General features: G+C 72.9%; 10 protein-coding genes. 7 read left to right on the top strand and 3 right to left on the bottom strand.

The features are described 5' to 3' along the window. Positions 1-86: 86 nt before the first annotated feature. From ACWCQS_RS02365 to sucD, 4 genes are all read left to right on the top strand, one after another. On the top strand, positions 87-986 hold the full coding sequence (locus ACWCQS_RS02365) for a hypothetical protein (RefSeq protein ID WP_451002731.1): 900 nt from the start codon (positions 87-89) through the stop codon (positions 984-986). A 198-nt stretch (positions 987-1,184) separates the two neighbouring features. Then, on the top strand, positions 1,185-2,888 hold the full coding sequence (locus tag ACWCQS_RS02360) for a hypothetical protein (protein ID WP_451002730.1): 1,704 nt from the start codon (positions 1,185-1,187) through the stop codon (positions 2,886-2,888). 497 nt (positions 2,889-3,385) lie between these two features. Continuing rightward, positions 3,386-4,567, top strand: a complete 1,182-nt coding sequence (sucC, locus tag ACWCQS_RS02355; RefSeq protein WP_388619815.1) for an ADP-forming succinate--CoA ligase subunit beta — start codon at positions 3,386-3,388, stop codon at positions 4,565-4,567. Positions 4,568-4,595: 28 nt separating this feature from the next. Beyond that, positions 4,596-5,480, top strand: a complete 885-nt coding sequence (gene sucD, locus ACWCQS_RS02350) for a succinate--CoA ligase subunit alpha (protein ID WP_388619817.1) — start codon at positions 4,596-4,598, stop codon at positions 5,478-5,480. 184 nt (positions 5,481-5,664) lie between these two features. Here sucD and ACWCQS_RS02345 read toward each other — a convergent pair whose 3' ends face one another. After that, the gene (locus ACWCQS_RS02345) at positions 5,665-6,588 is read right to left on the bottom strand and encodes an RNA polymerase sigma factor (RefSeq protein ID WP_451002729.1); all 924 of its coding nucleotides are present in this window, start codon (positions 6,586-6,588) and stop codon (positions 5,665-5,667) included. A 96-nt stretch (positions 6,589-6,684) separates the two neighbouring features. Between ACWCQS_RS02345 and ACWCQS_RS02340 the strand changes: the two genes are divergently transcribed. After that, on the top strand, positions 6,685-8,535 hold the full coding sequence (locus ACWCQS_RS02340) for a cell division protein PerM (RefSeq protein ID WP_451002728.1): 1,851 nt from the start codon (positions 6,685-6,687) through the stop codon (positions 8,533-8,535). Positions 8,536-8,558: 23 nt separating this feature from the next. Here ACWCQS_RS02340 and ACWCQS_RS02335 read toward each other — a convergent pair whose 3' ends face one another. Then, complete coding sequence (locus ACWCQS_RS02335; protein ID WP_451002727.1) at positions 8,559-9,371, bottom strand: hypothetical protein; 813 nt, start codon at positions 9,369-9,371, stop codon at positions 8,559-8,561. 293 nt (positions 9,372-9,664) lie between these two features. Here ACWCQS_RS02335 and purN point away from each other — a divergent pair, with 293 nt between their 5' ends. Both purN and purH read left to right on the top strand, forming a co-directional pair. Further along, entirely contained in the window at positions 9,665-10,303 is a 639-nt protein-coding gene (gene purN, locus ACWCQS_RS02330; RefSeq protein ID WP_451002726.1) for a phosphoribosylglycinamide formyltransferase, read from the top strand. Continuing rightward, on the top strand, positions 10,300-11,880 hold the full coding sequence (gene purH / locus ACWCQS_RS02325) for a bifunctional phosphoribosylaminoimidazolecarboxamide formyltransferase/IMP cyclohydrolase (protein ID WP_451002725.1): 1,581 nt from the start codon (positions 10,300-10,302) through the stop codon (positions 11,878-11,880). The genes purN and purH overlap by 4 nt, the downstream gene beginning before the upstream one ends. A 71-nt stretch (positions 11,881-11,951) precedes the next feature. On the opposite strand, the gene ACWCQS_RS02320 is transcribed toward purH, so the two are convergent. After that, positions 11,952-12,431, bottom strand: a complete 480-nt coding sequence (locus ACWCQS_RS02320) for a hypothetical protein (protein ID WP_451002724.1) — start codon at positions 12,429-12,431, stop codon at positions 11,952-11,954. Positions 12,432-12,486: the final 55 nt, after the last annotated feature.

The following is a 12,486-nucleotide window of genomic DNA, read 5'->3' as shown; positions in this document are numbered from 1 at the left end:
GGTAACACCGGGCTTGCGCGGCCTCGGGCGGGCCGTGCAAGTATCGGCGGAGCCCATGCCGTACCGAGCCGAGGATGTTCAGCTCCTTGACCTTCCCAGCAGCCCTCCTTGGTACCACCGTGCGCGCACTGCGTACGGCGGCCGGGCGGCGTGTGCTCCAACTGGTGCTGCTGGTGGGCGGGCTGTTCGCGCTGGGTTTCCTCTGCGGCGAACAGGCGCACGCGGCCGACGGGACCCCGGTGCCGGCGCAGGCGGCGCCGGTGCGGTCCGTGGGGATCGCCGGGCACGACGACCCGGCACGGGTGGCGCGGGCGGCGCGGGCCGTACCGGCGGTGCGGACGGTTCGCACGGCCGCCGAGCGGGTTGCCGTCCACGTCCACGCCGTCGGCGAACAGGCCGTCGCCCCCGTAAGCGACGTGCTCCCCGCCGTTTCGCGGACCGTCGAGACCGTAGAAACCGTCGAGACCACGGTCGCCCAAGCAGTGGTCGACAAGCCCCGGACCGCGGCGCCCTCGCTGCCCCTGCACGACCTCACTCAAGTCTCGGACGAGCCCGTCCGGCTGACGCCGGAGACGAAGTCCACGGTGCCCGGGCCGCGGCGGCACAGCGGCACGGCGGCGCCGGTTTCCGTGGAGCGGCAGAAGCAGCGGCACGTCCGTGCCCAGGGCCGTACGGCCGACGGCGCAGCGGCGCCGACCGCCTCGTACGGCCCGGAGGCCGCCGCCGTGGCGCAGCCTGTGACGCACACCTTCGCGCGCCACGGGGTCGCCGCCCTGGGCGTCCCCGGCCGGCCGGTGCCCACCGGGGACTCCGACGGCGTGCTCGGCAAGCAGGCGGCTGACGGCAGCACGTCCCGCCACGGCGACGCGTACGCCGTCACCTTCGACGACGGGGCGCCCCTGCGGCTCGCGCCCGGCGCCACCGCGCGCGCCGACGCGCCCCGTACCCGGGACCGGCACCGGGACATTCCCGTCTTCCCCGGCTAGGCAACAGGGCCGACCTCCCCGCCACGGACCTGTCGAGCGGGGGCGGAACAGGTCTGCCCCGTCCGTCCGGACCCCTTCAGCGAGCAGCGCTGTCAGCCGTCGAAGCGTTCACCGCGACCGGCGTTCAGCGGTCTCCGGACGGCACCCCTAGCCGATTCCGGCCTATTCCGGCCGTTTCCGAAGGACTTGACGCACGCAATGAACAAGAACATCCGCCGTTCGATCGTGATAGCCGCCGGTGTGACCGGCGCGTGGGCGCTCGGCTCGGCCGCCGCCAGCGCCGATGAGCTGTCCACCACCTCCGTCACCGTGCCGGACGCGGGCACCGACAGCGTCGCCGGGACGGTCGACGGCGTCCTCACCGGCGTCCACGACACCGTCTCCGGTGTCCAGGGCACCGTCGCCCACACCGTCTCCGGCCTGACCGGCCTGACCGGCACGGCCGACACGGCCGACGCGGCCACTCCGGACGCCTCCTCCACCTCGCTCACCTCGACGGCGTCCACCGCCACCGGCACCGCCGACCACGCCCGCCGCTACGTCGACGCCAAGGTCCCGGCCGCCGCGAAGATCCGGGGCGCCGAAGCCGTCAGGGGCGCTCAGGCGGCCCGTCAGGCGCAGGCGCATGTCCAGGCCCGCGTCCAGGCCGACGGCACGCACGGCGACGGCCACGTCGCCCGTGCCGCCCATGTCGCGCACACGGCCGTGCACGCCGCCTCGAGCGCGTCCCGGGCGGTTCCCCACGGTGCTCCCCAGGACGAGATCGACTACCTCTTCGGCCCGCTCTCCTCCTTCGCCCCCGAGGTCGAGGAGGCCCTGGCCGCCGCCCAGACCAAGCTCCAGGCCACGCAGGCGGCGGCCCGTGCCAAGACGCGGGGTGTCGAGGGCGTCGTACGGACGACGGTTCGGCGGACCGTCGCGGGCGCGCAGGGGCGGACCGCGGGTGCGGCGGCCGTCGGGCGCGGTACGGCCGCCGAGGCGACCGGCGCGGCAGAGTCCTCCGTCGCGGGTGTGCCCGCGCATGTCACCGGTACGGCCGCGGCTGCCGAGCAGCGGGTCGTCGGCACGGTGCGGGCCGTGCCGGGCGCGGTCACGCCGGTGGTGGAGGAGACGGCCGCCGCCGCCGTTCCGCCGGTGGTCTCCGCTGCGGTGAACGGCGCGGTGCCGGTCGCCGGCCAGGCCGTGACGGGCGTACCGGGCACGGCCGGGCATGCGGCGGCGGGTGGGTACGGGACGGTGCGGCACACCGCCTCCGCGGTGCACGGGCTCGCCGAGGGCGCCAGGTCGGGTGTGTCCGGGACCGCCTGGGCCGCCGTGTCGGGGGCGTACGGAACCGCCGCGCACACCGCCGCCGGTGCGTATGGGGCCGCCGAGGGCGCCGTGTCCGGTGTCCAGGGGGTCGCTGCGGGAGCCCTGGGCGACGTACGGCCGGTGGCCGCGGGGGCGACGGCATACGCCGGCGGGCCGGCCGCACAGGTCGGGCAGGACGCCATGGACGCGGTGCTGCCGCCGGTGGCCGCCGGTGCCGTGCACGGGATCCTGCCGCTCGCCGGGCAGGCCGCCGCGGACGCGGGGGCCCTCGGCCACGGCGTGGCCGGTGACGTCCAGCCCTTCGCCGGCGGTGCCGTCGGCGCCGTACCCCCGCTCGCGCACGGTGTGACGACGCCGACCGGAGCCTTCGCCGAGGGCACGACCGCCCAGGTGCCGCCCTTCGTGGGCGGGGTCGTCGGTGCGGTCGAGCCGGTCGGATGGCAGGTCGGAGGGTTCGCCCACGACGTCCACGGCACGGTCCGGGACGCCGGTGGCTCGCTCGCCGGGCATGCCGTCGGCGGGGTCGAAGGGGTTGCCCGCGCCGCCGTACCGACGTACCTCCAGGAGGGGTACGGCGTGCCGGGCGCCTGACCGGGCATTCGCCACCAGGGCTGAGTGCCCCGAACGGCTCCGCGGGGTGTCCGGACCCGGACGGCCGAATGCCGTCGGCGCGTCCGGCCGGGGCCCCGCGGCCCGGGCGGGTGGTCCCCATTGGGGTGGGGATCAATCGCCCCGGCCCCGGCACCACCGGGGCCGCCCCAGAGGCCTCACCGGGTCAACCCCAGCCCGGTGAGGCCTCGCACATGCCCCGAAGCCAGTGATCCAGCACCGATGTACCGAAGCCACCCATCCGCCCCATCCACCGGCACCCCGTGCCAACAAACCCGGCATCATGTGACAGGTATCACCGCTCAGGTGTGACCCTCGATTTAGGGAGCCCCCGCAAGCGGCGATAACCTGCGAGACGGACATGCCGCGCGCTCGGACACCGTGTGCGCCCCCCTTGTGACAAGCGGACGTCACGTTGCCCTTCGCGGCACGCCCACGCATCCAACGAACCGCGAGATCACTGATAGGGACGGAAGCGCGTGGACCTGTTCGAGTACCAGGCGAGGGACCTCTTCGCCAAGCACGATGTACCGGTGCTGGCCGGTGAAGTCATCGACACGCCTGAGGCGGCGCGCGAGATCACCGAGCGTCTGGGCGGCAAGTCCGTCGTCAAGGCGCAGGTGAAGGTCGGTGGTCGCGGCAAGGCCGGTGGCGTGAAGCTGGCCGCCTCCGCGGACGAGGCCGTCGCCCGTGCGACGGACATCCTCGGCATGGACATCAAGGGCCACACGGTCCACAAGGTCATGATCGCCGAGACCGCTCCGGAGATCATCGAGGAGTACTACGTCTCCTTCCTCCTCGACCGTGCCAACCGCACCTTCCTCTCCATCGCCTCCGTCGAGGGCGGCATGGAGATCGAGGAGGTGGCGGCCACCCGCCCGGAGGCCGTCGCCAAGACGCCGATCGACCCGATCGACGGTGTGGACGAGGCCAAGGCCCGCGAGATCGTCGCGGCCGCCAAGTTCCCGGCCGAGGTCGCGGACAAGGTCGCGAACGTCCTGGTCAAGCTGTGGGACACCTTCATCAAGGAGGACGCCCTCCTGGTCGAGGTCAACCCGCTGGCCAAGGTCGCCTCCGGCGAGGTCATCGCCCTCGACGGCAAGGTGTCGCTCGACGACAACGCCGAGTTCCGTCACCCCGAGTTCGAGGAGCTCCACGACAAGGCCGCGGCCAACCCGCTCGAGGCCGCTGCCAAGGAGAAGAACCTCAACTACGTCAAGCTCGACGGCGAGGTCGGCATCATCGGCAACGGCGCGGGTCTCGTCATGAGCACCCTGGACGTCGTCGCGTACGCCGGTGAGAAGCACGGCAACGTCAAGCCCGCCAACTTCCTGGACATCGGCGGTGGCGCCTCCGCCCAGGTGATGGCGAACGGCCTGGAGATCATCCTGGGCGACCCGGACGTCAAGTCCGTCTTCGTGAACGTCTTCGGTGGCATCACCGCCTGCGACGAGGTCGCCAACGGCATCGTGCAGGCCCTGAAGCTCCTGGAGGACCGCGGCGAGAAGGTCGAGAAGCCGCTCGTTGTCCGCCTCGACGGCAACAACGCCGAGCTCGGCCGGCAGATCCTCACCGACGCCAACCACCCGCTGGTCCAGCGCGTCGACACCATGGACGGCGCGGCCGACAAGGCCGCCGAGCTGGCCCACGCCGCCAAGTAAGCACTCAGGACGAGGACACCAACACACCATGGCTATCTGGCTCAACAAGGACAGCAAGGTCATCGTCCAGGGCATGACCGGCTCCACCGGCATGAAGCACACCAAGCTCATGCTCGGTGACGGCACCAACGTCGTGGGCGGCGTGAACCCGCGCAAGGCGGGTCAGACCGTGGACTTCGACGGCACCGAGGTACCCGTCTTCGGCTCCGTCAAGGACGCCATCGACAAGACCGGCGCCAACGTCTCCGTCATCTTCGTGCCGGAGAAGTTCACCAAGGACGCGGTCGTCGAGGCCATCGACGCCGAGATCCCGCTGGCCGTCGTGATCACCGAGGGCATCGCCGTGCACGACACGGCGTCCTTCTGGGCGTACGCCGGCAAGAAGGGCAACAAGACCCGCATCATCGGCCCGAACTGCCCCGGCATCATCACCCCGGGCCAGTCGAACGTCGGCATCATCCCGGGCGACATCACCAAGCCGGGCCGCATCGGCCTGGTGTCGAAGTCCGGCACGCTGACGTACCAGATGATGTACGAGCTGCGTGACATCGGCTTCTCGACCGCCGTCGGCATCGGTGGCGACCCGATCATCGGCTCCACCCACATCGACGCCCTGGCCGCGTTCCAGGACGACCCGGAGACCGAGCTCATCGTGATGATCGGTGAGATCGGTGGCGACGCCGAGGAGCGTGCGGCCGCGTTCATCAAGGAGAACGTGACCAAGCCGGTCGTCGGCTACGTCGCGGGCTTCACGGCGCCCGAGGGCAAGACCATGGGTCACGCCGGCGCCATCGTCTCCGGCTCCTCCGGCACCGCACAGGCCAAGAAGGAGGCCCTGGAGGCCGCGGGCGTCAAGGTCGGCAAGACCCCGACCGAGACGGCGAAGCTCGCCCGCGAGATCCTGGGCGGCTGAGCTTCTCGGCTGACTGTCGGTAGGCCCGTTCCGTTCGCCGGGGCGGGCCTACCGGCGTTCACACACGCACAAACGCCCGGAAGGCCTGCGGGGAACCGCGCGACCGGCCACGGCGGGCCCGCACTCGGCTGTAGCCGGAATCCCCGCGGCGGACAGCGCTCATCGCGCCTCCGGGAGCAGCCGGTCAGGCCCCCTTGGCCTCTGCCTGCCTCAACTTCGCCTGCAACGCCAGCTGCTCCCGCGACAGCGGCCCCGACACTCCCACCGGCGGAACCCCCTGCACCGCCTGCGCCGGAGCGATCGGCTCCTCATAGTGCGTCGGCGCCGACCACACCGTGAGCGTCGTCGCGCCGATGATCGTCACCGTGAACGCGATCGCCGCCCACGTCCAGAACACGTTCCGCCGTTCGCCCTCCCGCCGCACCGGCTCCGGATCGGCCGCGCGCAAGGGCTCGGTCGAGGCCAGCGCCCGCAGCCGGCGATGCAGCGCGGCGGGCTCGGCCAGTTCCGGCAACTGCGCGGCCAGCGCCCCGCGGGCGTGGGTCAGCCGGCTCGCGGCGGCCGGTGTGCTCGCCTCCGTCTCCGCCGCCGTCTCCGGCAGGTCGAGGCCCAGACCGTCGTACAGGACGAGCGTGCGCCGGTACACCGGCGGCAGTTGCAGCAGGGCGTCCAGCAGCGCCCGGTCGGCCGGGTCGGCGGGCGGCGGCTCCGGGTGCCGGTACCGGGGACGGAAGCGATGCCAGGGAGAGAGCGCGCAGTCATGCGCCGTCGCCCGCACCCAGCCGGCCGGATCCCGGTCCCGGGCCACCTCGGGCCAGCGCTGCCAGGCTCGTTGGAAGGCCCACGCCACGGCCCCGCGAGCAAGCTCCCGGCGCCCGGTGAGCAGAAAGGTCTGGCGTACGAGGGCGGGCGCGCAGGACGCGTACAGGGCGTCGAAGGCCTGAGCGGGCGTCAGCGGGTCGGGAGTGACGGTGGATTCCCAGGCGCGCAGCGTCGAGCGGTTGGCACCGATCCGCGCGGCGACCGCCCGCGTCAGCGATCGGACCCGGCGCAGGCGCCGGCGTTCCTCCGACGGTGGCAGCGGGCCGGCGGTGTGCCGCGTCGTCACCGTGTGCCCTTCCGTGCGAAAAACAACATAAACGTATATTGAGCGACACTACGGAAGTTCGCGTGTTACGACGGAAAAGCGCGTGTCGTTGGCAGCATGGCGGGCGTGATCCCGATGACCGCTCGCCGACCGTCCCTGTCGCCCATGCTGACCCGGATGCGGGAGCGCGAGCCCGGACTGGCCGCGAGCCTGCTCGGCGGCGCCGTCGCGGCCGGACTCGGGTTCGGCTCGTTCGCCGTGCTGGTGATGGTGCTGTGGGTCAGCTCGCCGTATCCCGACAGCGGTCCGGGCGGTGCGCTGCATGTCGCGGGCGCGCTGTGGCTGCTCGCCCACGGCGTCGAACTGGTCCGCACCGACACGCTCTCCGGCGCGCCCCTGCCGGTGGGGGTGACCCCGCTGTTGCTGCTCGTACTGCCCGTGTGGCTGGTGTACCGGGCGGCCAGGGACGCGGTGGACGCGCCCGCCGACGCCGACGGCCCACCGCCGGTGCCGGCGCACACGGTGTGGACGGGGGTCGTCCTCGGCTACCTGGGCGTCGGCGGCGCGCTCGCGCTGTACTGCTCGGGCGGCGAACTGCGGCCGAGCTGGCCCTGGGTGACGGTATGTCTGCCGCTGGTGGCGGCGGTCTCGGCGGCGGCTGGGGTGTGGTCGGCGTACGGCCGTCCCCGGGAGCCGGTGCTGAACATGCTGGTGGTGCTGCCTGGGCCGGTGCGGCGGCTGGTGTTCGGCGGGGACGAACGCGCCCGGCTGGGTACGGCGCTGCGGGCCACCGGCGCCGCCACGGCGGTGTTCCTCGTCGGCGGGGCGCTGCTGGTCGCGGTGTCACTGGTGTGGCACGGCGGGGCGGCGCGGGCGTCCTTCGTCCAGCTGACGGAGGGATGGACGGGACGGTTCGCGGTGCTGCTGCTCGGCGTCGCGCTGATCCCCAACGCGGCGGTGTGGGCCGCGTCCTACGCCCTCGGTCCCGGCTTTCTTCTCGGCGTCGGGCATGTGGTGCAGCCCTTCGCCTCCGACCCGGCCCCGCTGCTGCCGCCGTTCCCCCTGCTGGCGGCGGTGCCGGACGCCGGTGCCGGGGCGCCGCCGAACTGGGCGGCGGGACTGGTGCCGGTGGCGGCCGGGGTGACGGCGGGGTGGTTCGTGGCGCGCGGGGCCGCAGCACGCCCGGAGCCGGGCGCACCGGCACCGGACCGCTGGTCGGCCGCGCGTACCTCGGGGGTCCTGCTGCTGACGGCGACGCTCTGCGCGGCGGCCCTCGCCCTGCTCGCCGACCTGGCCGGCGGCCCGCTGGGCGTGTCCGCGCTGGCCCGCTTCGGACCGGTGTGGTGGCAGACCGGGGGAGCGGCGGGGGCGTGGACGGCGCTGTTCGGCATGCCGGTGGCACTGACGGTACGGGCGTGGCGGCTGTGGGGCCGGCGCACCTGGGACGGGGAGATCCCGACGCGGGGGACGGGGAACTCCGGGGACCGGAAGGAACCGGGGAAGACCACCGGCAAGGCGGAGAGTGCGGGTCAGGACGTGGAGACCGCCAAGGCCAAGGGCAAGGAATCAGCCAGAGGCAAGGAGCCGGGCAAGGGCAGGACCCCCGCCCCCCGACCGGAGGCGGCCGTGCCCGGCGAGGACGAAGAGGAGCTGTACGACTTCCTCCCGACCGACGACCCGTTCCCCCCGGACTGGCACGACGACCTGGCACGCGCCGCACGCTGGGCGGCCCTGCGCGAGGCAGCCGCCCCCCGCGACCTGCCCGCCCCCTGGGCAGTCCCCACAGCCCCTTCGACGCCCCCTGCGGAGCCGACTCCCTCTGCGGAGTCAACGCCTCCTGCGGAGCCAACGCCACCTATGGAACCAACGCCCCCTACGCAGTCGGCACCCTCTGCGGAGCCAACGCCCCCGCCGGACCCACGACCCGGCCCCACCGACCACCCATCGCCCGGCGCCTCACCGGACTGACCCACATGCCCCGAGCCGAATGCTCAGCTGTTCCCGACCCCCAGCACGCCCCGCAGGTGCTGTGGCAGCAGTCGGTCGCAGGACTGTTTGGCCTCGTGGGTGAGAGCGTCGTTCACGCAGGTGTAGTAGTCGCGGTAGACGAACTGGACCGTGAAGGTCGAGGCCACCAGGACCAGGGCAAGGGATGCCGTGACCAGGCCGCCGACGGCCGCGGTCACCTGGGGCCGGCCCGCCCCCGGCGGAGGCGTGGGGGTGTCCGGGTCCGCCCTGCGCGGCTTGGCGCGCAGGGCGCTGACGCCCCAGTACAGGGCCAGCGCGCCCAGCAGCAGGGCCACGTACGGCCAGCTGAACAGGGCGAAGAAGACGGCCCACATGCCGGAGAGCAGGGCGTAGCGCGCGCGCCGCTGGGCGGGGTCGGTCGGGTCCCAGCGCATGCCGCCGGGGCCACTGCCCGGGCCGCCGGGGCCCTGGGGGCCGCCGCCGGGCCGCTCGCCGAAGCCGCCGGGGGAGCGCCCGGGCTGGCGGTCGCTCCACTGGTTGCCCCACGGGGAGCCGCCGCCGTGACCGGAACCGGGCCCCTGACCAGAACCCTGCCCCTGTCCCGAACCCTGCCCCTGAGGGTGGCGCGGCTGCCAGGGCCGGTCCGGCGCACCCTCGGGCGGCGGCGCGAAGGGGTTGTCGTCCTGTGGCCCGCTGCCCCGTCCGTCACCGTCGCGCCCGCCCTGGGGCGCCTGCGGCGGCGAGGCCGGCCGCTCCCGCAGCAGTACGGCGCGACGCTCGCCTCCCTGGGCCGGGCGCAGAGGGAACGTCAGGAGTCGCAGGCTGCGATCGGGCATCAAAAGAGCGTCTTCCCCTAGGTGAATACGGCAGTCCGACGTGAGCTTCCACCCCGTGAACGCACCGCATGACGACCGCGTTCCCGGGGCTGCTGGAGACAGCCCCCTTCTTGATTCCCCACGAACGCTACCTTCCGGCCACGCCCCCGTCCCGTGGGGGTCGTCCCGTGTGCCGGTATCGTTGCTGACGGTCGGCCGCTTCGTAGACTTCCCTGTATCGAGGGGCGTAAAGCATTCGTGCGAATGCACAAAGCGCCGGCCGGAACCGTCGCCACCCCAGAAAGGGCCCCATCGTGGCCGCCACCCCCGCTGGCCCAGCGGTCAAGCGCCTCGTCGTGCTGGTCTCCGGATCCGGCACCAATCTGCAGGCGCTCCTGGACGAGATCGACCGCACCGGAGCCGAGCGGTACGGCGCCCGGATCGTCGCCGTAGGGGCCGACCGAGACGGCATCGAGGGGCTCGCCCGCGCCGAGCGGGCCGGGCTGCCGACCTTCGTGTGCAAGGTCAAGGACCACGCGAGCCGCGAGGAGTGGGATGCCGCCCTCGCCGAGGCCGTGGCCGCGTACGAGCCCGACCTCGTGGTCTCCGCCGGGTTCATGAAGATCGTGGGGAAGGAGTTCCTCGCGCGGTTCGGCGGGCGGTTCGTGAACACGCACCCCGCCCTGCTGCCCAGCTTTCCGGGGGCCCACGGCGTCCGTGACGCGCTCGCGTACGGCGCCAAGGTCACCGGCTGCACCGTCCACTTCGTCGACGACGGGGTCGACACCGGCCCGATCATCGCTCAGGGCGTGGTCGAGGTCCGGGACGAGGACGACGAGAGCGCGCTGCACGAGCGCATCAAGGAAGTCGAGCGAAGGCTGCTCGTCGAGGTCGTGGGGCGGCTCGCCCGCAACGGCTATCGCATTGAGGGACGAAAGGTAGTAATCCAGTGACCGCCGAGAGCACAGTCACGGCCGAGAGCAGCAAGCGGGCCATTCGCCGCGCGCTCGTCAGCGTCTACGACAAGACCGGGCTCGAAGAGCTCGCGCGCGGGCTGCACGAGGCCGGTGTCGAGCTGGTCTCCACCGGGTCCACGGCCGGCCGGATCGCCGCCGCCGGTGTCCCCGTCACCAAGGTCGAGGAGCTGACCGGCTTCCCCGAGTGCCTGGACGGCCGGGTCAAGACCCTGCACCCGAGGGTGCACGCGGGCATCCTTGCCGACCTGCGGCTGGAGAGCCACCGCGAGCAGCTCGCCGAGCTGGGCGTGGAGCCGTTCGACCTCGTCGTCGTCAACCTCTACCCCTTCCGCGAGACCGTCGCCTCGGGCGCGAGCGACGACGAGTGCGTGGAGCAGATCGACATCGGCGGCCCGTCCATGGTCCGTGCCGCCGCGAAGAACCACCCCTCCGTCGCCGTGGTCACCAGCCCCGAGCGGTACGCCGACGTGCTCTCGGCCGTCAAGGACGGCGGCTTCGACCTCGCCGCCCGGGGGCGCCTGGCCGCCGAGGCCTTCCAGCACACCGCCGCCTACGACGTGGCCGTCGCCTCCTGGTTCGCCTCCTCGTACGCCCCGGTGGACGAGTCGCGGTTCCCCGACTTCCTCGGCGCCACCTTCGAGCGCAAGAACACCCTGCGCTACGGCGAGAACCCGCACCAGCCGGCCGCCCTGTACGTCGACGGCAGCGGCGGGCTCGCGGACGCCGAGCAGCTGCACGGCAAGGAGATGTCGTACAACAACTACACGGACACGGACGCCGCCCGCCGTGCCGCGTACGACCACGACGAGCCGTGCGTCGCGATCATCAAGCACGCCAACCCCTGCGGTATCGCGGTGGGTTCGGACGTCGCCGAGGCGCACCGCAAGGCGCACGCCTGCGACCCGGTCTCCGCGTACGGCGGTGTCATCGCCGTCAACCGGCCGGTGAGCCGGGAGATGGCCGAGCAGGTCGCGGAGATCTTCACCGAGGTCATCGTCGCGCCGGACTACGAGGAGGGGGCCCTGGAGGCCCTTGCCAAGAAGAAGAACATCCGGGTCCTGAAGGCCCCGGGCGCGCCCTGCAACCGGGTCGAGGCCAAGCAGGTCGACGGCGGTGTCCTGCTCCAGGTCACCGACCGGCTCCAGGCCGACGGCGACGACCCGGCGAACTGGACGCTGGCCAGCGGCGAGGCGCTCTCCCCCGAGGAGCTCAAGGAGCTCGCATTCGCCTGGAAGGCGTGCCGCGCGGTGAAGTCCAACGCGATCCTGCTCGCCAAGGACGGCGCCTCGGTCGGTGTGGGCATGGGTCAGGTCAACCGGGTCGACTCCTGCAAGCTGGCCGTCGAGCGGGCCGGTGAGGAGCGGGCGCGCGGCTCCTACGCCGCCTCGGACGCGTTCTTCCCCTTCCCCGACGGGCCGGAGATCCTCATCGCGGCCGGTGTCCGGGCGATCGTCCAGCCGGGCGGCTCGATCCGTGACGAGCAGGTCGTCGAGGCCGCCAAGAAGGCCGGCGTGACGATGTACTTCACGGGCACGCGCCACTTCTTCCACTGACATCACCCTTGACAGGCCGACGGCCTCCGACCCTCCCCCGAGGGGGCCGGAGGCCGTCGGCCTGTCCGGGGTCAGCAGGGGCGCAGGGACCAGATCGGGTCCCAGGTGGCCGTGCCGGCCTCGTACGCCGTCGAGGTCCAGCGGACGCTGCCGTCCTGGTTGAAGAACCTGGCAACCGTGCCCGGCGTCTGGTTGTTGGTGAACGGGCCGTCGCCGGTCCAGTTGTTCACGGTCCAGGTCTGGCACTTGTAGAAGTCGAACTTGGTGCCCTTGACGATCATGCAGAGATGACCGTAGGCGCAGTCCAGGTCCTTGGCGGCGACGCCCTTCGCGGCCCTGGTGAGGGTCAGGCCGTCGTACTGGACCTTGTCGGCGGAGGTCTTCAGAGGCTTCGGGTGGCCCGCGAGGACCTGGTCGGCGACCTGCTGGACGCCGGTGACCCGGGTGCCGTCCGGTGCGGCGGCGCCGGCCGCGGCCGTGGAGCCGGCGAGCAGGGCGGTGGCCGCGACGAGCAGTGCGGCGGGCTTGGCGATGTTCACGTGTTCCCCCATGTGAACGAACGGTGTCGGTCGCTCCGCCTGACGTCGGTGATGTCCGTGCCGTCCC

It is taken from the genome of Streptomyces sp. NPDC002076 (assembly GCF_053593835.1).
Note: the sequence above shows the minus strand (reverse complement) of the source record. Positions and strands in the feature narration are given on the sequence as shown.

Excerpts from the sequence above, each read along its gene's own strand:
- sucD (WP_388619817.1), top strand. The coding sequence starts at position 4,596 with ATGGCTATCTGGCTCAACAAGGACAGCAAGGTCATCGTCCAGGGCATG.
- ACWCQS_RS02360 (WP_451002730.1), top strand. The coding sequence starts at position 1,185 with ATGAACAAGAACATCCGCCGTTCGATCGTGATAGCCGCCGGTGTGACC.
- ACWCQS_RS02320 (WP_451002724.1), bottom strand. The coding sequence starts at position 12,431 with ATGGGGGAACACGTGAACATCGCCAAGCCCGCCGCACTGCTCGTCGCG.
- ACWCQS_RS02340 (WP_451002728.1), top strand. The coding sequence starts at position 6,685 with ATGGCGGGCGTGATCCCGATGACCGCTCGCCGACCGTCCCTGTCGCCC.
- ACWCQS_RS02335 (WP_451002727.1), bottom strand. The coding sequence starts at position 9,371 with ATGCCCGATCGCAGCCTGCGACTCCTGACGTTCCCTCTGCGCCCGGCC.